General features: G+C 36.9%; 21 protein-coding genes and 1 tRNA gene. 1 reads left to right on the top strand and 21 read right to left on the bottom strand.

Translation table 11 applies throughout. The annotated features are described in order from the left end of the window. Nucleotides 1-63: 63 nt before the first annotated feature. The 10 genes from MWU82_RS16100 to ssb all read right to left on the bottom strand — a co-directional run bounded on the left by MWU82_RS16100 (nucleotide 64) and on the right by ssb (nucleotide 9,019). Nucleotides 64-1,182: a hypothetical protein gene (locus tag MWU82_RS16100; RefSeq protein WP_247097160.1), complete on the bottom strand. Its 1,119-nt coding sequence runs from the start codon at nucleotides 1,180-1,182 to the stop codon at nucleotides 64-66. A gap of 1 nt (nucleotide 1,183) precedes the next feature. Next, complete coding sequence (locus tag MWU82_RS16105) at nucleotides 1,184-1,699, bottom strand: three component ABC system middle component (protein ID WP_247097161.1); 516 nt, start codon at nucleotides 1,697-1,699, stop codon at nucleotides 1,184-1,186. Beyond that, complete coding sequence (locus tag MWU82_RS16110; protein ID WP_247097162.1) at nucleotides 1,666-2,832, bottom strand: ABC-three component system protein; 1,167 nt, start codon at nucleotides 2,830-2,832, stop codon at nucleotides 1,666-1,668. Before MWU82_RS16110 ends, MWU82_RS16105 begins: the two co-directional genes overlap by 34 nt. 309 nt (nucleotides 2,833-3,141) lie before the next feature. After that, complete coding sequence (locus MWU82_RS16115; RefSeq protein WP_247097163.1) at nucleotides 3,142-3,903, bottom strand: phospholipase D-like domain-containing protein; 762 nt, start codon at nucleotides 3,901-3,903, stop codon at nucleotides 3,142-3,144. A 91-nt stretch (nucleotides 3,904-3,994) separates the two neighbouring features. Next, nucleotides 3,995-5,602, bottom strand: coding sequence for a type IV secretion system DNA-binding domain-containing protein (locus MWU82_RS16120; RefSeq protein ID WP_247097164.1), 1,608 nt, complete (start codon nucleotides 5,600-5,602; stop codon nucleotides 3,995-3,997). Nucleotides 5,603-5,641: 39 nt separating this feature from the next. Further along, nucleotides 5,642-6,667, bottom strand: a complete 1,026-nt coding sequence (gene mobB, locus MWU82_RS16125; RefSeq protein WP_247097165.1) for a MobB family relaxase — start codon at nucleotides 6,665-6,667, stop codon at nucleotides 5,642-5,644. Nucleotides 6,668-6,671: 4 nt separating this feature from the next. Beyond that, nucleotides 6,672-7,229 (bottom strand): BfmA/BtgA family mobilization protein, encoded by a 558-nt coding sequence (locus MWU82_RS16130; protein WP_247097166.1) that lies wholly within the window; start codon nucleotides 7,227-7,229, stop codon nucleotides 6,672-6,674. Nucleotides 7,230-7,699: 470 nt separating this feature from the next. After that, complete coding sequence (locus MWU82_RS16135) at nucleotides 7,700-8,149, bottom strand: JAB domain-containing protein (protein WP_247097167.1); 450 nt, start codon at nucleotides 8,147-8,149, stop codon at nucleotides 7,700-7,702. Between the two features lie 67 nt (nucleotides 8,150-8,216). Beyond that, nucleotides 8,217-8,597, bottom strand: a complete 381-nt coding sequence (locus MWU82_RS16140) for a DUF6876 family protein (protein ID WP_247097168.1) — start codon at nucleotides 8,595-8,597, stop codon at nucleotides 8,217-8,219. Between the two features lie 83 nt (nucleotides 8,598-8,680). After that, entirely contained in the window at nucleotides 8,681-9,019 is a 339-nt protein-coding gene (ssb, locus tag MWU82_RS16145) for a single-stranded DNA-binding protein (protein WP_247097169.1), read from the bottom strand. Nucleotides 9,020-9,409: 390 nt separating this feature from the next. On the opposite strand from ssb, the gene MWU82_RS16150 reads away from it, so the two are divergent. After that, a complete protein-coding gene (locus tag MWU82_RS16150) occupies nucleotides 9,410-9,622 on the top strand; it encodes a hypothetical protein (protein ID WP_247097170.1) in 213 nt (70 codons plus the stop codon). Nucleotides 9,623-9,669: 47 nt separating this feature from the next. On the opposite strand, the gene MWU82_RS16155 is transcribed toward MWU82_RS16150, so the two are convergent. The 11 genes from MWU82_RS16155 to MWU82_RS16200 form a co-directional block, all read right to left on the bottom strand. Then, nucleotides 9,670-10,818 (bottom strand): hypothetical protein, encoded by a 1,149-nt coding sequence (locus tag MWU82_RS16155; protein WP_247097171.1) that lies wholly within the window; start codon nucleotides 10,816-10,818, stop codon nucleotides 9,670-9,672. An 11-nt stretch (nucleotides 10,819-10,829) separates the two neighbouring features. Next, nucleotides 10,830-11,513, bottom strand: a complete 684-nt coding sequence (locus MWU82_RS16160; RefSeq protein ID WP_247097172.1) for an ATPase — start codon at nucleotides 11,511-11,513, stop codon at nucleotides 10,830-10,832. Then, a complete protein-coding gene (locus MWU82_RS16165; protein ID WP_247097173.1) occupies nucleotides 11,497-12,174 on the bottom strand; it encodes a hypothetical protein in 678 nt (225 codons plus the stop codon). Before MWU82_RS16165 ends, MWU82_RS16160 begins: the two co-directional genes overlap by 17 nt. Then, nucleotides 12,171-12,461, bottom strand: a complete 291-nt coding sequence (locus MWU82_RS16170; RefSeq protein ID WP_247097174.1) for a helix-turn-helix domain-containing protein — start codon at nucleotides 12,459-12,461, stop codon at nucleotides 12,171-12,173. Before MWU82_RS16170 ends, MWU82_RS16165 begins: the two co-directional genes overlap by 4 nt. Before the next feature lie 227 nt (nucleotides 12,462-12,688). Next, the gene (locus tag MWU82_RS16175) at nucleotides 12,689-13,513 is read right to left on the bottom strand and encodes an RteC domain-containing protein (protein ID WP_247097175.1); all 825 of its coding nucleotides are present in this window, start codon (nucleotides 13,511-13,513) and stop codon (nucleotides 12,689-12,691) included. A 280-nt stretch (nucleotides 13,514-13,793) separates the two neighbouring features. Beyond that, nucleotides 13,794-15,956, bottom strand: coding sequence for a prolyl oligopeptidase family serine peptidase (locus tag MWU82_RS16180; RefSeq protein WP_247097176.1), 2,163 nt, complete (start codon nucleotides 15,954-15,956; stop codon nucleotides 13,794-13,796). A gap of 74 nt (nucleotides 15,957-16,030) precedes the next feature. Beyond that, on the bottom strand, nucleotides 16,031-16,159 hold the full coding sequence (locus MWU82_RS24305; protein WP_281502446.1) for a hypothetical protein: 129 nt from the start codon (nucleotides 16,157-16,159) through the stop codon (nucleotides 16,031-16,033). 87 nt (nucleotides 16,160-16,246) lie between these two features. After that, complete coding sequence (locus MWU82_RS16185) at nucleotides 16,247-18,001, bottom strand: AraC family transcriptional regulator (RefSeq protein WP_247097177.1); 1,755 nt, start codon at nucleotides 17,999-18,001, stop codon at nucleotides 16,247-16,249. After that, on the bottom strand, nucleotides 17,986-19,278 hold the full coding sequence (locus tag MWU82_RS16190; RefSeq protein WP_247097178.1) for an HlyD family efflux transporter periplasmic adaptor subunit: 1,293 nt from the start codon (nucleotides 19,276-19,278) through the stop codon (nucleotides 17,986-17,988). The genes MWU82_RS16185 and MWU82_RS16190 overlap by 16 nt, the downstream gene beginning before the upstream one ends. 5 nt (nucleotides 19,279-19,283) lie before the next feature. Further along, entirely contained in the window at nucleotides 19,284-21,464 is a 2,181-nt protein-coding gene (locus tag MWU82_RS16195) for a peptidase domain-containing ABC transporter (RefSeq protein WP_247097179.1), read from the bottom strand. 649 nt (nucleotides 21,465-22,113) lie between these two features. Beyond that, nucleotides 22,114-22,187, bottom strand: a tRNA-Arg gene (locus tag MWU82_RS16200). Nucleotides 22,188-22,238: the final 51 nt, after the last annotated feature.

Below are 22,238 nucleotides of genomic sequence, written 5' to 3' on the forward strand. Positions count from 1 at the left end.
GCTTTCGCTAAACTTGCTTTTCTTCATGTGACAGTTAAAATTTAAAATTAATAAATTCGAATTTTATACTGTCCTATTTTTAGGGAAGGCTACAGTCTCATTAGACGATGTTCTACAAAATGGACAAACATCATTATCTATTTTTTTAGAAAACCAATCAACACTTACTGTTCTTCCATATTGGTCAAGAGCAGCTTGACTATATTCAACATTACTAGATTGTACTTTTTTCACTAGAATTTGACGAGTTCTTAAATATTCTATTTCCTGCGAAATACTTATTTCATCATCCTTTAATTGATTAATCTTTGTAGTGATATTGTTAGTTGTTCCTATTTCAATTTGCGGCAGACCATCTTTGGCGATTCGCATAGGTATTGTTCTTAAATGTCGCATATAACTAACTGTACTCCAAGTATCACTTGGGTATGGCGCTTGGTTTAATAAACCAAATTCTTTAGCTCTTAAATAATAAGTCTTAATTTGAGAATCCCATTTTTCAGCGAGTTTTTGATTATTCTCTATTTCTTTTTCTAAAATAGTTTGTTCCTTCGTAAGTTCTTTTATTTCTTCTTGTGCTTTTAAAATCTTATTATCAATAGCTCCAAGAATATAAGGAAAAATAGTTTTGAGTTTTTCTCTATGTTCATAGGTATCTGACCGATATAATAAAGTTCTAGGGTTAGCAATAATATATTGGGGTTGAAAAACAAAGGAAACCATATCTCTAAAACTTGGTCTAGTTTTAAAACCTGAATCTGAATCTGGTTCAAAACCTAAATTAGATAATTGCGCTAATTCATCTAACCTGTATTTAACTTGGGTATAATTATGGGTCTTATCCTTTATTGTCGCGGGTATTTTGTCTATTTTAAGACTTTCTAACATAACCATATCTCCGGAAGACTGGTTTTCACCAGGTTCCTTCCTAGCCAATAATAACTCACTATTACCTAATGCTATTAAAATACCAAACCAACTGGTTTTATTCCTAATCAATCCAGTAGGTATTTGACACTTACTACTTGCTAAACAATAATCTACTATTGTAATCAAAGCAGATTTACCTCTTTCACTATCACCTGTAATTACATTGATTTTATTTGTTTTAAATTCAATTTCTCTTATTGGTAAAGATTCATTCTTTGGCCATAATATTATTTTGGAAATTCTAAAATTCATTTTAAAATGTAATATTTAAATAATTTGTTAATTGGCTAATTTCATATTTGGCAAACCAAGCTCCAAGCCTTCTGGATGCTAAAATGATATTATTATAGTCTTGAGGTAATTGCAAGCTTGGATTTGTCTGAGAAAGAGAGCCTATTTTAAAATCATTGTTGTTTATAGAAAGTAGATTGGCCGCAAATGCTACCCTAAGAGAATTAAAAGTGATATCTGACATATCTTCCATTCTTTTTTGAAGCCCTATAAATATTCCCTTATCCTCTATTAAGGTATTAATCAAACTACCTGAGTTAAAATTTCTTCTACAAATTAATTCACAAGAAGTTTTACTAAATACAATGGGTAAAACAGGCATTAATAATAGTAAGTCCGGATTATTTTTAGCAGAATGATAACTAGAATAAAACTTAACAAACTCCCATAAACTATGCGCACCAAGTACATTATTATGCATTACATCATATTCTTCAATTTCACTTAAGTAAATAATTTTTTCCATAGTGGATGCCATCCGATTATAATTTTGTTAGCTAGCCTGTGGTAAGCACCTCTAGTCGTGTAATTTTGCTCGGTATCTATTCCACAAAGCTTTTCTTTATGATTTATTGTTTTGTAATATATTTCATAACCTTTTTTATCATCTGATGAATATCCAGAAAGTTTACAAGTAGGTTTAAATATCATATCCCATCTATCGATAAGATTACCTTCAAATTGTTTCCAATCTTGAATTGTAATGTTTGCCTCTTTTGCAAATCTTGTTTTTTCTGATGAAGCTCTTAAATAATCATTAATAGCCATAATTTTTTCATCCTCATCTGCATCGATTTGTTCTAATTGCTTAACGAAATTTTCAACTTTATGTCTTTTTACATCACTGCCAGAAACAGGTAAATTTTCAATTGTCTTTTCGATAAATGGCCGACTAGAATATTGGGCAATAAGTCGATTAGATAGAGATATAAACGAATCAACTTCGAGCCAAGCTTCATTATTACTATTCCAACTGTCGACGATCTTTTGAAAGGCCCAACCAATAAAATTTTGATAAATGTTATCAAAAGGGACTTCCTTCCCAATTTTCATATTATTCCTAATACCCTCTTTAAACATTGGATGCTTTGAAGAAGTGTTATCAAAAACTTTTATTTTTTTTATTAGTTCTTTTAGTTCTTCGTCCTTGTAAGCTAATACTTTGGTTATGAGAGGCTTCATATTGCCTGTATGTTTAGCTCCAATTTCTTTTAATAATAATATGCAGTTGTCGAGTTCTGCTTCATCCTTCGCATTTGAAAATTTCCAAACTAGTCGACCAGTAGGGATTTTTCTATTTGAGACCATAAAAAAATGACAATCTTTAATATCAATAGAACTCTCTTTAATTTTATCTAACCAAATTCCTAAAGTTTTCCACAAATCACTACTTAAATCGGCAAAAGGAAGTTTACTTGAGATACTACTTTTGTCCTGTTCGTAAATTTCATTTTCTCCATTTACATTTTTTTTGACAACAATATCATCTCCACATTCAATTCCAACAAAACCACCAGTCTTTAATTCACTTAACCAAAATACTGCTCTTTCAATTTGAAAAAGGTATCCAAGCATTTGTCCAGGCGCATCGGTTAATGTATTTTTTGGCATTGAAAAAATTCTAACGATAAATATACAGAACTTTAACAATAAAAAGTTTACAGAGTTTCATAATCATTTGAAAGCTAGACAGAGTAATCGTATTTCACTCACATTACACTTCTTTACCAATAATACTTTTAGTTTGTGTTCCATTACACCACAAACCGAAAGTTTTAGTTGAAAAAATTAAACAAATTGTGGTGCCAAATAAGCCCTATACACATCCAGTCATAAAAATCCAGCATACCTTTCATTTTTACGAGATTCAAGCTAATTATAGTATAGTAGGAATGTAGTTAAATTATTGTTTAATATTACTCAACTCTCCACCTCCCCATACAATTCCCTCCCCCACTCTACCAATTCCCTTTCCGGATAGTCCATGTTCTGAAATAAAGCTTCAAATTCACCCTCCAATTCGTTAATTGCATTTTTGCCAGTAATGCGAATCCTGGTTTCATAGTTATTCTTGGTTCCATTACCAGTAAAATTCAAGGAGCCCAAATACGCAATCCCATCATCGATCAAGTACATTTTTCCGTGAACAAAAGGATGCGAATAGGAGTTACTTTCAGGAGTTATAAATACCTTGAATGGAAATAACTGTCTGTAGGAATATCTGTAGATTTTGGCGTTCCTAATTTTCGATGTGTAATGCCGAATCAAGAGCCAAACCAGAAGCAAAGGAATACCTCCCCATAAAACCATGCGATCCTGCATACTATATACAATTACACCTAGCAGAAGAATCATTACCATCAAAAAAAAGTAAAGCCATCGTTTTATGTTGATCCATTTTAATCGAAGGGTCTTTGCATCTATATTAATACTTCTGTCCTGAATAATAAGTTGGTGGATATTCTTTTGTCTATCCCCGTAAAAATCCTCTATGGTATCCATAGTTATCAGTTGCACCTCAACACCCCTATAATGCAGATCGAGCAATTTCTTGACCAAAAAGGGAGAAAGATATGGCGATACAATTTTTACCGATCGTTTTGAATTCTCGATTTCTTCCATCAATTTTTTACCGGCTCCAGTACCGATGTATATATCGCAGATGGCCTTATTAAAATACATGGTTTCCGCTTTATTGTTGACCTATTAAATTACAAAACTCGAAGCTTTTATTAAAACGGATTTAACCCCAAAGCCATTAGTTATCAACAAATTAAGGCTGTTTTAGCTTTAATGGTAGAAATTTCCGAACGTCCATATGGATCCGCTCAAAGTTTTCCCTTATCAGACCATCCCCGATAAGGTACTTAGGTTTGGGAAGCCCTTTGACAATATTGGGTTTTGGAAATCTTACTTTTTTATCCTTGCCATCTGCGAAGGCAATAAACTCTCCTTCCTTCAATCTAAAAAATTCATCCGCCCGGATCTTGCTTACCTCCCTCTCCCCTTTGGTTATCCTGGTATCAAATTTTAACGTATTCTGCCCTTTACTAACACTCTTCGTCGGCCGTTTTACGAGTTCAAAAAAACGTTCGTAATATCTGGCGGTATCGGGATCATTTGCCTTTCCAAAAAACTGGTAGGATAGATTACTTAAAATGGCCCGGCTGGCTTTGTCCCCATACATCATATCATTTTGAATTTTATCCTGTAGCACATAGATGGTGGCAACGTCATAACTTCTTAGAGTCGCTGGAATTCTATGCATATTAAGCAATCGTATGGTAGGCGCTTCTTCAATCAAAACGAAGGAACGTTGGCGGCCACGGTTGCTCATTTGCTTGGTAATAGTATGTATAATAGTAGCAATCACTGGGGAATAGGCCGTCTCGAATTTAGGATTGTTCACTATGGAAACTACTGACGGATGTTCGGGATTATTTATATCCAAAGGTACTTCATCGGCGGACAGTGCCATAAATATGCGTTGGGTACTTATCTTTTTAAGAGCGTTGGCCAGCGTGCTCATTACCCCTGCTGTTTGGCGTTCAGAATCCTTTCCTGAAATAAAGGCATCCGCCATAGCCTTGGAAGTAAAGTCGGAACTCAAAAACTGTATCAAATTTTCTGTATCCAAATATTGGTAGGTGGCAATTAAGTGTGGAAGAGTACAATATTCCCCATGGCTGGTCTTCAGTTTCCAAATAAGACCGCCCAATAGTCCTTCCACAGCATCGTTAAAGAACTTTGAGGAACCCATGGCAATAGTCTCGCGTTGCTCCAAAAGGTTCTCCAAAAGCACTCTAGAAACCTCATTAACACTTTCTTCGTCCTCCATATAGCGCGGTGCAATGGGGTTCACTCGTTGATGAATATCATCAAAGGAAATAATATGAAACGGTATTTCGGTGTTGTTAAATAAGGGATAGGCCATTTCTGTAATCTCAAAATCCTTGTAATCATGGATGACCCCTGCAAATTGATGCTTGTTGAAGTGTTTCAAAAAATTATAGACCACGCTTTCCGTTTTGCCACTTCCCGCCGACCCAATTATAGAAGCCCCACGCCTAATGTTTTTCAGGACCAGGCTACCGTTCAATAAATCGAACTTCACCTTATATCTTTTGGGTTCTATGGCAGTTCCAAAATTATAATTGAAGTATATAAATATTCCCAAGTTTGTCACCTGAAAAGGTATTAACCAAAACAATACTATTTTGATAAAAACTGGCCACCCAAATAAGGATAGTAATCCGCCTCCTAGAACAAGCAACAATATAAAGTTGATAGCAAATGGATACTTGTTTTTCTTAAAGGACAGATATTGCAAAGCCATGGCCGCCACATAGATAAATACAGAAAGTAAAACCGTAATTTTCATCTTGGATTATTTAGAAACATCTAATAATTCCTGGCATTCTTAAATACCTATGGAACTGGAGGTTTTGGCCACGTCTATTACCTTTTTAAATTGTTTAATGGCCTGAAGGGCTGCTTCCACCTTATTGGTGGGAATATTAAGTTTGGGAATTTGTACCCCGGTAGTACCCATAAGTTTAAAGGCAGCACTACGTTCATTGGTCGGAAGTCCCAAGAGATGGGCGAAATAAATTTTAGGGTCATGGATATAGGTCTTACGGGCTTGGTACGACTCCACAAAATTTCGTTTGTATTTAAATAGGATATCAAACCGCTTTTCCGCATTGTCATAAAACTGATCTCTCCTAAACCCACGTTTGACCATTTTGCCGTTAAGTTTGGACTCTGATTCCATGTATTTGCTCCCTGGAGAAAGACTAAATCTATTGGAAACATCCTTTCTACTCACAATGATATGGACATGGGTTTGTAGTCCTGGCTTTTTCATCCCCTGCACAACGACCTTGCCATCGATACGATGTGGGATTTGAGCATTGAGCATAGCGATTTCATTTTGCATAGTTTTGACATTGCCGGCAATCTCGCCCCTTTCCACTTTACGGATTTCATTTTCAAGTTTTACAATCTGTGCCCTGTACACCTGATTGTCTTTCACCTGTCTATCAAACCCTTTAAAGGCGCGTTCATACTCCAGCTTCGCATAGTATTTGATACTGTCTACGGACACAGGATTATCACGATGGAAAGAAGCCGCGTAGTCCTTCATGACCTCTCTCACATATTCCTTTAAAAGTTTTGGGTCATTGTTGATGTGATTAAGTTCTCTTTGACTGGGACTGATGGTAATAGAATAGAACTTGGGTTCCTGCTTTTTCAATTTAGCGGTATTGCCGTCAATCTCCTTGACTACCTGCTCTGGGGAGATACGGTCATGGTTCTGATCAAAGAACTGTTCTTGCTGATCCAATCCTTTTCCCTTGTTCTCCTTCTCCAAATAGTCGACAAAATCCGACGAGCTCTGGGAAAAGGTCGTGTCCAAATGTTGTTTGGTGATACTGATATACATAACGCTATTCTTCTTTTATTTTCAATTTCAGTTGTTCGAACTCTTCAGTGGTCATATCCAATTGCAGTTTGGATTTGCCAAAATTGCTTTTCACCACGTGTATCTTTTTGACCAAAGCCATCATTTCCGACTTCTTTTGGTTTAGGTCGCGTTGAAGATTGGTGTGCTGTCTTTTTAGGACAATAGCTTCCTCTATCTTTTGAAAAAAAGCATCCCTTTCAGGGTTGTCCTCCTGACCTTCCATTAACAATGGTGCCTGTCGTGACTTCTTTCTGGGCGAGTGTTCAAATAGAAGTTCCAGCATGGCAGTTGTGGGTTTGGTCTGATGCTTTTCTATATCCTTTATAATCCCGATCATAGAATTGATACGCCTTTTGATATTGGCCTCCATGTCCCACAAATTGGGACCAAAATCTTGAAAGGGGGATAACTGATATTTCTCAAAAAAATCCATCATGCCTTCCAGAACATCACTATGTGTTTTTTCATATTTTTTTGAAAAAATCCGAAACCGGTTCACAGTTTCCAGCAGAAAATTGATACGTGCAAATTGTACTTTCATGACTTTCATATTTACTGGGACAATGCTGCCCAGCTATAGTGGGACTTCCCAAGGCCTCTATCCTATTACGCTTCTTTTTCAACAGGTTTAAAATTTAATTTTACAATTTAAACAACTGATAATCAATTGTTTAAAAACAAATCAACCTCCACAACGTCGCAGCGCGCGTTGTCCTCTTGCTATTCCTTTTTCCCCGCAGGGTCAAATTTTCAGACTTCCTCCCAATTTAGTGTTGTCCTGTTTTTCTGAATTCTTCTTGAAAAATTTTAAGAGTTTTGAAGAGGGATTTTTGAGGAATTATCAACTAATGTTTAAAAACGCTTCGAATCCCGTAAAAAAAGAAAGGGCAGCTATTAGCTACCCTTTTACTTTTGGATTAAATATTCTTAAACTTTAAATATAAATTTATAGGTATAGCGTTTTTTAAATGATTCCTCCTTGATAATTTTTCATAATCAATTCTGTTCAGCTTACAATATTCCTTGATCTGAAAAACTGAAATATTTCCCATTGGGTACAAGTATCAAATGATCCAAAACCTTTATATCGAAAAGAACGGCGGCATTTTTTATCTTCTCGGTCAAATCCGTATCCGCCCTACTCGGTTTCAAAGTTCCTGACGGATGGTTATGGACCAAAATTACGGCCGTAGATAAGGTTTTTAGGATTACGGCAAAGAGTATCCGTAAATCCACCAAAGTGCCCGTAATTCCTCCAGTAGATACCTGATAGGTTCCTTTGACCCTATTGGAGTTGTTCAACAGAAGAACTTTAAAGGTCTCCTGTAACCCTATAGTGTCCTTGTTCCAGGTTTCATACAATAGTTTGGCAACATGCATGGAATCGCAAAGGGATGCAGAGTCGAAAGTCCCTAATTTGTCGCAATAACTGATCTTAATTTCGTTAACTTCGCTTTTCATTGTTGTCTTATTTAAGGTTAATAATGAAAAGAGGGCGGTACTATGGTCAGTGCGCCCTCTTTTATTTTTAATATTCGCTGGGCAACATCAAGGTATTGTCCACAAAGAACAACCTGAGTTCGTCCAACGGAAAATCTGTAATATGATATTTATGGCTTTCGAAGATGTTGCCATTGCCGTCACTGTAATCAATGCTGGCTTCGTATCCCATCACCTCTTTTTCTTCCTCTGAAAATCTTCTGAAATCGATTGTAATAAATCGACTTTTGTTCATCAAACTTTTGGCGATTACGGAGGCATCCGTAACTAGCCAAAAACATTCGGCTTCATTGGCAAGGTATTTTATCCCATTGGTAAACCTAGTCTTCAATAGGGGTATTTGAAATAGCATTTCAGAACCGTTAAAATGTTGTAACCCTTCCCTTATTTCCTTAGTTTTGCAGTTCATTATTGATAGATTTATAGTTAATAATGATAAGATTTAGAGGGCGTTTAATTTCGGGAACGCCCTCTTTTGTTTTCTTGAATCTGCTATGACTTGTTTCCCAGCAGCAAGATCTCATCTGCTACCACTTCGGTAACATAGCGCGTATTACCATCGTCCGCGATATAAGTCCGGCTTTTTAGTTTACCTGTTATACCCACTTCTTTGCCCTTTCCGGCGTACTTCTCCACGATCTCGGCAGTTTTCCCCCAAGCTACAACGGTGTGCCAGTCGGTACTTTGGACCTTCTCTCCATTGGCATTTTTGTAATGCTCATTGGTTGCCAGTTGAAAACGTGCCACCTTTTTACCACTTTCAAGATTCGTAATCGCTGGAACATCCCCGATGTTCCCTATCAACTGTACATGGTTTCTTAATTTGCTCATAATTGAAAATATTTATGTCCACATTGTTGCAGACGGTTAATAATTGATTTAAAAATGATTTACTTTTTATATCTCGAGCGTTTTCCTTTTTTTGATTTTTTTGTACGGTTTCATTTTTAGGATTTGGATACGCTTTCATGATTTCCTGTTTTAGACTTACTTCCCATAGTGCTCTCACTGTTACCTTTTTTGATGCTATACAGTGCACAACATTCGAACTTGGCAAGACGTATAAATAAGAGCGAGTGGAGCCTGCCCAGAGCGCAGGCGAAGGAGCCTGGTTTATGCCGTCGAACAAGACCGAATGTTGTTATTTCGCTATAGAAAAAAGGTTAGAGGGGCTGAGGAAGAGGTAAGTATAGAACATCCAATGAAAAGAAAACAGAACCTATGAAACGGTACAAAATGAACTTTAAAGATTCCGATCAGTTCTTACCCTCATATGCAGCGCCTTTGTTCAGTTTTACAACGATTAATTTTTTGAATGAAGTGGGCAAAGCGGACTTGAGCCATTTTTTTATGGATGGGGAGAGGCTGGGACCCATAAAACAATGGCTCGTGTCCAAGATGGGCGTGAGGCTTATTGCCCGAAATGTAATGTAGGAGCAATGTGCCGAAGAGTCGGCACCCTTAAATAGAATTACCAATATTTATTCCAATATGGGAAAGTATGTTCTTGATTGCCATTTAGCATTATCGAACTCTCCCCATATCAAGGGATGGGAACTAGCGGCATGCACCTTATTTTTTAAAGTAGGATATACTTCCCATTTTGAATTTCTCTCCGGCCACATCCCCTTGCGATTAAGTCCACAAGCAATAAGCTTTTGGATCATCTCAAAGGAAAGTAACATATAGTCCTTCTGTTTAATGTTAACTCCCGTACGATAGGCACCCATTCTGAAATATCCTGCATCTTTGCCCTTGTCCTTGTCCGCCCTACACCTTGTATTTCTGGACACATCTTCCAGATCGGTTTCCCGAAGGAGCGGAGAAAGACAGTCACTATACGACACATCGTTCAGGGTGCCACAGACGAGAATCAATTCCTTTCCTTCTGCTTTCATTTTGTCATAGATGGAGGCAACCTTCCTGGCTTGTATTTTTCTTTTTGATTCGTTGTCCGATGAAAACTGACTGGAAAGGATATAAACCGTTTCCCCTTCAGGTGTGGTTATAGTATATTCTTGGCAATCAATATCAAAAATGGGATCTGCCCTATCCACAAAATCCAATCCATGACTTTTTACGGCATCCAATCGATAACCGTTTTTGGTCAATATTCCCATGCTTAATCCACGGGCATCATTCCCTTCCAGGACCAAGACCTGATCGTAGGGAGAGATATCATATTCCCTTAAGAACGTACTATTGAAATCCATTAATGATGCCTTGTCCTCAATCTCCTGTAGTATTAAAATATCCGGGTTTATTTCCGCGATCAACCGCGCCTTATTTAGGATTGCTTTATGATCGATTGCCACTGAATGTAGGGCTATCCATCCGTTCCAATCGGTAAGCAACGAAGCCCTATTTTCATTGGTAAAGCCTCTTTGTTTTAAAAATAGTTCCCCCTGTCTTTTTCTAAGTACCCCATAAGGGTGGTTATCTATTTTTTCAAATCCCAATAAAAAGGTAAGTTCCCGAATACGTTCAATATCATTTACACTTTTTTGCATTCTTGGCATTAGGGAATCAAGTTCCGAAATCCAATTGGTCACACATTTGCTCAGGCTGTTTCTTATCAAGCTTTTGTCACGATGAAAGAGATTTTCAATATTCAAGGTTGCTATTTTCATATTTGTTGTTTTTAAATTCGTTTATCTTTAGTGTTCTTGTCAAAAGAAATCAGATTGAACATTTGGCGCATACGGCTACGTAAGCGTTTTCCATAGCGTTGTTCTAATTCTTCGGCATTTAGGTTTGTGGTTATATGGGTAAGAATCTTAGTTTTTTGGAAGAGTTCGTGCCTGGAGACCAACACCTCCCCCATTACATTGCAATCGTCGCCAAAATATCTACCCAAAGGTTCTACTCCCAGATCGTCAATACAATAGAAGCGGCCATTACCATAATCTTCGATAATCTTATATCCAATATGATTAAAAGCAAAGGTGATGTTACGGGCAGGAATAATTTCATAGGTCCTTTTATGGGGGACAAGATGCCGTATCAATCGCATCATGCTTGTCTTGCCACATCCCACAGGACCAGTCAACAATATACCTTTGTTTGTATCTATTTCCATTTTCCTACAATTCTCGATATCCTTAACCATATAACTACATAACTTCAGGAAAGTGCCCTTGTCCTCTCCTCTAACCTTAAAACTTTTCCCGAATAGCGACCTGCCCTTGGCATCCAGATAAGTGAGCACTTTGGAAAAGTCGTAATCAATATGCTTTCCATCAAAGCTTCCCAGGCAGTATTCAATGCCACCTTCCACCAAAATATGTGGGCGCAGATTTTCCTTTTTATCACAAGGGTTCCTCATAATTTTTGTTTATTGTGATATCCAAGAAATCCGTTTTATGTTTTTTGTTCGATCTACCTAAAAATGCACCCTCTTGATCTGATTCCATGGCCCTTAGCATCCATTTTTTCGCCATGGCCTTCCAGTCCTCAATTGTTGATTTTCTACCTACCTTCCATCCCACACCTTGATAGTGATTGTAGAATTTGGGACCCTCCATTATCGGCCATTTATTTTTTTTAAAAAATTTAATAACAACATCTTCATTTTTTGGCTGGCGCTCTTTAGAGCGTTTATTTTCTGTTTTTATCTGTTTATTATAGTTTATATTAGGTACTAATGCTTGTTCCACTACCTGTTCATTACTTGTCCCTGTGGTCGTACCATTAGTTGTACAGAATTTGAGCAGCCTGATTTTACTGCCCTTGAATGGATTGTGGGATGGCATATACTGAAGGTATTTCCATTCGTCAAGTCTTCTGAGGCAACGGTGATATGTTGCCTTGGACCCAATTTTCGCCATTGCCATTACCTCTTCGCGATTAATGTAAAATTCCTCAGGAAATCGATTGATGTTCCAATATTGAAACAAGGCCATATACAAGCTCACATGTGTGGGATTTAACCTTGAATCTTTTGAAAATTGTTGAAATACCGTATTGAGGTGCCTTATATAATTCATCTTTTCCGTTTTGTATTTTTAACATGGTTATCTGTTAGAATCTTTTCTATTTGCCCGGCCTCGTAAAAAATGAGCCCTCCTATTTTTGTAAAAGACAAAGTGCCGTTCTGCCGAAATCTCTGTAATGTTCCAGGACTGATATTAAGTATATCCATAACCTGACTGCTTTTAAGCCACTCCTTTTTAATGACCTGGGCCTTATCCTCGTTCAATATTTCCCGTATCTCCTCGAGGAGTTCTTTCTTGAATTCCTTTAAATCTTCGGTAGTAAGTATATTTACTGGCATTCGTTCCTAATTTATTAAAGAACCTATGCAAAGGCGTTAGTTTCAATGTCTATACAAAATTGAAAAGGAGTTACAGATTATTTAGCCAAGTGCAGGTCAGTTGGCAAAAAAAATAATTGGGTAAATAGAGTGGAAAATTATTGTAAAATAGGTTGATTTTAGCCCATAGCTTTAAGTTTGCAAAGGAGTTCTTATAAATAGCCAATTGCTCTTTAACTGGCATTTTGTCAACTGTCCAGATCGGCCATCCAATTCAATAGTGAATGCTTGAGCTTATCTACAAATTTTGTGGGGTTCGAGCGATTTCTTAAACGAATAGAAGTATGGTGATAGTCACCTAAATCTGTGGCGGTAACCTGTTCCAATAAACGCATCACCATTTTTAAGCTGGCGTTTCCATGGTTAATGGCACCACTGTGATAGAGAGCAAAACCAAGTTCTGTAAGAGCTACCTTGGAACCTGTCCACTGGATTTGAGGAAAAGACAATTTTGAATCAGACCTATTAGGTACGGACATGTCTAATTTATTTTGGAGATATTGCTGAAAGCCCTGATATCCTAATATTTGGGCAATCAATCCGTCATGTGAAGTGCAAAATTGGGAATCAAAACTATAATTATGATGACCAGGGTAAGTAACTAGCCCCCTATTCTTTCTTAAGAAAAATTGAGAATCGAATGCTTTACTTTCCAGTTCAAGGTATAGAACTATATCCTTATGACTAGAGAGAAAGGCGGTTACTTCCTGCATTTTTTCATTGACAAAATCATCATCCCTGCCATAGGTGATATTAGGCACATCCAATTCGAAAGTAAGTTGATGAATATATTGCAGAAGAAGACCATAAACGAATGGTTTTTCCTTTTTAAAAAACTGAATTTCAGAAGCTTCATCAGGGAATCCATTTTTAATTACCTTGCTTCTGTATTCCTCCAAAGTATTTTGGCAAAAAGCGATAATTTTATCATAGGACACCAATGGGTTAAAGAACGACTGTTCAATCTGGAGTAGTTCCGATTCTATTTCCGTCTGTGACCTTATCCAATCCATTAAATTTCATTCTTACGTCATGAGTTAAACAATGGCATCAAACAAAATCAAATCCTACTATCGCTTCATGACAATCTCAATATCTTAAAAAAAGAACATAGAAAAAAGTCGTGGAGATCGTCATTTATAAAAGCGAAGTTGCTATTTATAAATCAAGGGTAAGTAAAAAACGATAGTCCGTGATTTTAATGAAATAAATATAAATGTTGAAAGTCCTGAAATTGTAGAATAATAAAGCTTAAGGTAATAAGCTATTGGACTATAAAAATATTTCCTGTATTTATCGATGTCGCATATTAGCCTTTGCAAAACTAAAAATGCGTGCATTCAAGTCTATGGAAGCATCATAACTTAGGGCATTCTCATGTCCAGAATCATAATCGATATCCATCAATATTGGAGTTATGGCTTGATTGTATTTTTGAAGCTTGGCAATATATTTACCGCTATCCCACAAGGGTATCCTATCATCATTATTGCTTGGCATAATTAAAGTGGCGGGATAATATCTATTGGCACTTAAATTTAAGTATGGGTCCATTCGTACAAGCCCAAGGCATTCCAAGCTATCCTTTACTGTACCATACTCAATATAACTGGTACTGCTGGACATCGTAGAGGATTCAAGTCCAAACGGATGCAATCGCGGCACTTCGGCTATAAAGGATGAATATAATTCAGGACATTCATTGACCGCCATACCTGCCGTAATACCACCAGCGCTATTGGTATAAAGAGAGACCAAGCCTTTTCGGGTATATCCCATTTTAATCAAGGATTGGGTGCAAGCGATAAGATCCTTCCAAGAATTATATTTTAAGGTTTTCATTCCCTGAGTGTGCCATTCTTCTCCCTTTTCTCCTCCACCACGAACATGCGGGAAGGCTAGAATTCCCCCTTGTTTTACCCAATCCAGATACGTAGGTGAAAAGAAGGGACTCATACTTTCTCCATAAGCGCCGTACACGTACATAAATACTTCGTTATTGGAATCAAGAGGCAAATCTTTCTTATAGACTAAGGAAAGAGGAACTTCGACCCCATCATGGGAAGTGACCATAATTTGTTTAGAGACCATGTCCTGGAATTCTGGAAAGTGGGCAGACTCCAAAAGTCCTTCATCACTAAATTTTCCTTGCAAATCTATATTATACCGAATGTAGTTTGACGTCCAACCATCCATTCCTAAACCAATATGGTCGTGAGCAACGGATTCTCCAAAAAAAGTGGCATAACCAGGTGTAAATGGAGGTTTTAGCTGAACGGTATTTTGTAAATTATCAATGCGAAAAATAGAAATCTCAACACCAAATTTTTCTCGAATATAATAGATATTTTCTTTTGTAATTTCAAATTGGGTTATAGGCTCTTCCCGACTTCCACTATCGAGAATTAAGGGAGCATCAAAATTAGGGTTATCAATATTTACTTGACAAAGTTGGTTTCCGTCTGGAGTTGATCTTCGATATATAAAGTGTTGACCTCTTATTTCCCCCTGATTATAATAAACCTTATCTGAGGTCTTGAAGAAAGGCTTCCACCTCGGATTTCCTTTCATCACATCACTTAATTTGGCAATAAAACTATCATAAAACATACCCGATTTTGCAGCATATCCTATTATGTAAGAATCCAAACTAGAGCCTACCTTTACTTTTGGAAAATAATCCGGTTCTATTCCCAAGGAACTATCATCTCCGAAGATGGGAGTTCGTTTCTGAGGATTATCCCCAAGAAAATGAATAACAGAAAAAGATTCTCTCTTGTACTTAGCGCTTGCCTGTTCTACATAGGGAAAGTAAAGATATATTATCCCTGAACTATCGGGTAACCACTGTACTCCTCCAAAATCGGGATTAATATGTGTTATTTGGTCACTTAGAATTTTTTTAGCTTGCAAATCATAAATGAGAATGGTAGTGGTGAAGTCCTCATTTGGATTAAATCCTAATGCTATTTTACTTCCATCATAAGATGGTTGTAAATAGATTATATTTTTACTTTTACCAGGATAAGTACTGGAGTCAAAAAGTTTAATTTCCTTATCAGACAGCCTGTCCTTATAATATAATATATCAGCAGCTATTGATTCGTCATATCGTAAATAAAAGTAATTCCCATTTTCATCATTCCGTATCAAACTAATATTGCCTCTTGCTCTTCCTTCCAATTCTTGAAAGCGTTCTTGAAATTGTTTTAATAGATGATTATTTAAAAAATAGGATTCCGCCAAGGAATCCTGATCCTTCAACCATTTTTGAACTTGAGTATCCTGCAAATCCGTTAAATTGTGGTAATTATCCACCACTGTCATACCAAAAAGCTTTTGCGATTTAGGAATTGCGGTAATTTCTGGATAATTCCAAGAATCCGTTGCCTGCCAATTGTTACAGGAAGCAATAAAGCAAAAAAGACCAGAATACAATAAGATGTGCCTTATCATTGTTTTTTTGATTTTTATACATAGAAATCTAAGACCGGACGAAGCGGTCGCTCAATTTATAGTAAAATAAAGCCTTAATCTCTGTGTCCCCTTTTGGGCCTTTTAATTTTATCAGTATCTATAGGCCCATCATCTCCACCACCTTTAATTTTTGTCAAATTCTTTAATGCTCTTTTTTTGAAGTCTTCCATTTTTTTTCTCATGATTTCTAATTTTAATAGTTAATACATTAGTAGGTAATCCCAAGATAGCCCTTGATCTAAAAAACGACAAGAAACTTAACCTCCCATTTATAAATGACGTCTATCTTCTCTATTTTTTAGCTCCTTTAATAACTTCGAAGGGTACACCCCAGTCTTGGCATAAAATGCCTTAGAGAAAGATTCTCCTGTTTTAAACCCAAAGATATCGGCCAATCCTTGATAATTATATTTCAAAAGTTCAGGATCCTTCGAGAGCCTTTCTATGGCATCTGTAATTTTTAGATCTTTCAAATAATTGGGAAAGCTCATCTCTTTATAATGATTGATAATCACTGATAAATAAGTGGTATTGGTGTCCATTTGCTGTGCCAATTGGGACATATCAAGATCTTTGCTCAAATAAATTTCCGATTGTTCGAAGGCCTCTAGTTTCTCCAAAAGGTCATCTCTAATTTCTTTCGGAACTGAGGTAGGATGTTGAACTAACCTTCGGTCACTTGATTTTGGCCTATTCGTACCTTCCAAAAGTCTCTTGACCTTTATCTTCGTGTTTCTTGCCCGTACGTAAAAGTATACTCCGGTCACCAGGCCAAGAAATGCTATAATTCCCAATACCAAAATCAACATACTTTTGGCCTTTAACTTATCCTCTGCATTCTTCTTTTGCTGTTTTAAAAACGGAAGGTCATAAGCAAGTGTTGCCTGTTGAATTATTCCCTTTTGCTCGTTTGTCATTAGACTATCAAAATAAATTAGTTTTTCTATGGCCGCGATTTCACGATGCTGATCACCATTTAAACTATAATGCATCACCAGCTGTTGGTACACATCCTTAATTTTATCAAAAGGCTTATTTGTAACCGTTACTATGGAATCAATTTGCTGAAAGTATCTTATGGACAATGCATTATCTCCCGTTTGCTGAGCTATCTTGCCCAAATAATACAGTTTCATTGCCTTTTTATTTCCATCCAAAAGATGGGTATATCTCAGCAATGTGTCCCTAGAATTTTGAAATTTTCTTTCATAATAATCCAATTGGGCACCAACCATGACAAAATCCCGGTACTCCATAGAATCGTTCATCAATATCGCTTTACGTAAACCTGCATCGTAGTAATGTCTTGCAGAGTCTAATTGTGACAACCTAAGATGAGCTAGGGTAAGGTTGTACATCAAAATCATATAGTCACTAGAATGATTAATCTTATAATTATCGTCTTTTCTCAATAGTTTAAGCGACCTAGTATAAATATCCGCTGCCGCATGTGGCTGACCATTTAAATTGCGAATAGCGGCAATAGCCATGGAACAGGTAATTTGATCTTCCAAATTCATTTTTTCCACAGCAAGATTATAAGCAGTTATATAATTCTGTAGAGCTAAATTATAATCTCCATTATCATATAAAATAATTGCCTTAAGAATATAACCAAAGGTTGGATATTCTGGATGTTCACTATTCTCGGTCATTTTAATAATGGAATCCGAATAGGAAATGGCAAGCTCTGGTTCTTCAATAATTGTTCTATAATAATAGCCATTGGCCAATTCCAGCATATTGGATTCCATTTTAGCTTTAAGGATATGAACCTCTGTTAATCTTCGAAGCCTTTGAATATCATTATTTTCATAAGCATCATCCTCCAGGTCCATGATTCTTTCATAATTATGGTCAATGGAATAATCGGCATTTAGTATTATGGAATCCTGGGGTAATTTTACTTCATGGGAAAAACAGACCTTAACGATGGTACATAACATCACCATCCAGATCAAAATGTCCGAGCATGGAATGAGATATTTATTTGGACTACGGTTCATCATCAGGTATTTGTCCAAAGGTTTTTAAACTGATAAAAAATGCGTTGTAACAATGTAACCTCTTCTAATATGATTTCAACGCTACCAATCATATCCTGCTTAAATTGCAAGGTTTTGCCATAGGTGGTCACAAGGTTATTGACCTTTACATAAACCACATATCCCTCGTTGTCACCGGTTCTTGGAACTTCAGAAATTATCTCCACCTCACCGTTTATTGTGCCCCATTCTCGATAAGGATAATTTTCCAATTTTATAATGACGTGTTGCCCTGGCTTAATTTTTCCTGAATTGCGGATTGGCACCTTACACTTACCCAATAACCTATCCCCATCCATAGGCACTACCGTAAAAACAATCTGGCCCTCCTTTATATTTTGATGATTTCCCCAAACTTCGAAAAAAGATACACGCCCTGAGATAGGGCTTTTCAACAAATACTGATCCTCCCATTCGGTTAAGGCAGAAATTAGTTCCTCCTGTTCCAATTCCAACTTGGAACTATAGATATTCTCATTTTTGAGCCTGATGTTATCGAACTGCATTTGTGAGTTTCGAATACGGGACTCCTCCAAACGCAAGTAGTTTAACTGCTGTTCCTGATTCCCAAATTCTCGTTTAACTTTCAAATATTCAGTTTCCTTTTTTTCCAGGTCCCGCTGTGAAATCACACCCTTAACGAAAAGGTCTTGATATCTGTTTAAGTCGATTTGGACTATTTCCAGATCACGTTGAAGAACAAGTATTTCTTCCATTTTATTATTAATGGCATTTGTTTGTCCAATACGCTGTTGATGAAGTTGATTTTCTTCCAAGGCACCGTTGTCCAAAGACCTATATATTACAAGGTTTCGATAAGCATTAAGAAATCTATTATAAAATGGGCGGACAATACTGCCCAACCTTAAATGACTAGGAAATTGATGCGCTAGGTCCTCTAGTTTCAAAACCAAGGGATACTCCGATGTTAGTTTCTGTTTTAATTCTATTATATCTTTTGCATTTCCAGTGTTTTCCAAAACTCCTAAAACGGCATCTTTGGCAACCGTATCACCTGCCCTATTATTTACTTCTGCAATTCTACCTGTCCGTGTGGCTTTAATGTGTATCGGAGGATTCAAAGTGGTCAACAAAACAGATGCCTTTACATAATCGCTATAAGAAAAGAAAGAGGCGAACAATATGGTGAAGACGAAAAAACCAAACACCAGTACTATTCCCCAACGGAACATCCAATTGGGGCCTCTTTTAATGTAGGCTTCTTTCTCGTAGATATATATACCTTCTTCTTCCATAATATCTATAATTGATTCATGATTAGTTGGTAATATATTCCCTTCTCTTCCACAAGTTGAAGGTGGTTACCTTTTTCCACGACCTTCCCTTTATTCATTACGTATATCTGATCGGCCCTTCGCACTGTAGATAAGCGGTGGGCCACTATAACAACCGTCTTTCCCTTATAAAAAGACCTTAAATTATCTGTTATTACCTTTTCATTATCGGCATCCAAGGCACTAGTTGCTTCATCAAAAAAAAGATAGTGCGGATTTTTATAAATGGCCCTCGCAATGAGTAGGCGTTGCTTTTCCCCTCCACTGAGAAGACTCCCTTGTTCTCCTATATGGGTATCATAACCCAAAGGAAGATTATCAACCAGTTCGGTAAGGTTCGCCATGGCGATAGCTTCCATCAATCGTTTCCGATCAGTAGGCTTGTTCGCCCTGGATTCTGTAATGTTCCTCTCCAAAGAATCATTAAATAGGATTCCATTTTGAAGTACTGCTCCACAGACCTCCCGCCATTTTTTGGTATTCAACCATTTTAGGTTTTCCTTTCCAATTTTTATGTTGCCATTTCTAGGCTCATATAGTTTGAGCAATAATTTTATTAAGGTGGTCTTCCCTGAACCACTGTGACCCACTATGGCCGTAATTTTTCCTTGTGGAATGGTCAGGGTGATATCTTCCAATATCTTAGGTGATGCCTCTTCCCCATATCTAAATTCCAAATTCGTTATTGCAATATCTCCGATTCCAATGGTATTGGTCTTATTATTAGTCTGGACTTCTGACTTCCGGGAATGGACCTCGGAGAGTCGCTTTAATGATAAGGTAGCGCGCTGTAATCCCACAATAAAATCCAATGTGTTTGAAATAGGTATGGAAAGACTGCCCACTATGAATTGAATTGCCAACATAGTACCAAGAGTTATTTCTCCGAATACAACCGCTTTTGCTGACCAAAAAATTATCAGTATGCTGGTCATTTCGTTAAGAAGGGAACCTCCCTTTAATTGAACTTGATCTATTTTTAGGGCTTTGATCTTTAAACCGTACAAATTTCCTTGAACTTTTTTCCATTCCAATTTTCGGCGTAGATCGGACCCATTAAGCTTAATTTCACTCACGGCTGTTATTAATTGTATCAAAAGGGATTGATCTTGACGATTCATGTTGAAAAGTTTATGATCCAAAATGGCCTTTCTCTTTAAAAAAAGTAATGTCCAACCCATAAATAATAACGTGCCGGCCATGAAAATTATCAAAACATCCATATTGAAATACCCAAGCACAATTCCAAAGACCAATATGCTAAAGAGGTCAAAGGCAATGGAAAGTGATCTACCTCCTAAAAAGTCCTCTATGCGTTGGTGATCATAAATGCGCTGCATAAAATCGCCAGTGGTCTTAGAATGAAAATAAGAGTTGGGGAGAAGCAACAGTTTGTCCAAAAAATCCGAAATCATAGAAATATTTATTTGCGTGGACATATGCAGTAATAACCAATCCCGGATAAGTTCGGATGCCAAGCGGGTCAAAAAAAGAAAAACTTGGGCAATAACTACAAGTTGTATAAAACTTATGTCTCCATAGTCAATACCATAATCCACAATACTCTGAGTTAGAAAAGGAAGTAAGAATTGGATGATGGAGGCAAGAAAAAGACCAAGGCACAATTGTCCAATATAATTTTTAAAGGGTAGAAGATACTTATATAGATATGTTAAACCAATTTTACCATTATCCTGGTCTGGAACACTACTAAATGTGTTTTTGGGTTCAAGCAGTAAAAGGACGCCCTTCCCATTCTGTTTTCCGCTCCATTTTTCAATGAATTCCTTATGGCAATATTTAATCAGTCCCACAGCCGGGTCGGAAACATAAATGAATTTATTGGAAGTTTGGTATACCACAATAAAATGGTTGCTTTCCCAATGCGCTATTACTGGTAAAGGCACATCCCGAACCAGCTCCTTCATATCCGATCGTATCCCTATAGCTTCGATACCAATAGTCTCCAGTGCCTCTGAAAGGCCTGCCATGGACACACCCCCCTTTTGCTGATGCGAAATCTTCCTTAGGTACTCTAAATTATACTCCTGCCCGTAATGTTTCGCTATGATTTTCAGACAAGCTGGTCCGCAATCCATTTGATCCAGCTGCCGGTAATTAGGAAAATTGGTGGTTCCAAAAATCATCTGAGTTCCAATTACAATATCCCAAAATAATCTAAAAAACCAGATGATATTTTAGACTAGGAGGACTGTTTATAAATGAAGACCGATTAGTCTTGAATTTTTTTTACAATTAAAATTCTTACGAACTCAATAACATATTAAAAACGTAAGTAGTCCCTGGACGAGATGCATCCAAGGATAGTACAAAGGGGAGATTCAATTTAGGTTTAATTTAACCTGTAAAAAGATACAATAAAAGTAGGAAAATAAAAGACTAGGTACGGTAAAATTCTAAAAATAACTCTAAAAATCAATAGGTTAAGGAGATTATCTCAAATATAGACGTTACTTATATCTAATATCCATGAAAATATTAAGATTAGAAAGTTTGCCCAAAGCTATGGAATCCCTTCTGGAAAAATTATCCAACATAGAGAATGAACTACAGAATATGTCTACAAAAAATTGACCCGAATATCTGTACCATTTTAACCCCCAGTTTAATTGCACCCTCTTTTTGATAAAAACCGACCTGAAATGATATCAATATGTCTTTTGATACGTTAAAGTTATGTTAAAATACAAAAGTGAGCCTAAAGTGAGCCTTGTCACCATTTTTGGCCAAACAAAAAGGGCCTTCAATTTCTTGAAAGCCCCGTTTTTATTGTCGTGATGGCACTAGGATTCGAACCTAGGACCGCCTGCTTAGAAGGCAGGTGCTCTATCCAGCTGAGCTATGCCACCATTCACTAATTATGACAAGTTCTGTCTTTAGCGGCTGCAAATATACAATTA

It is taken from the genome of Arenibacter sp. S6351L, assembly GCF_023016025.1.
In the GTDB taxonomy this organism is placed as follows: domain Bacteria; phylum Bacteroidota; class Bacteroidia; order Flavobacteriales; family Flavobacteriaceae; genus Arenibacter; species Arenibacter algicola_B.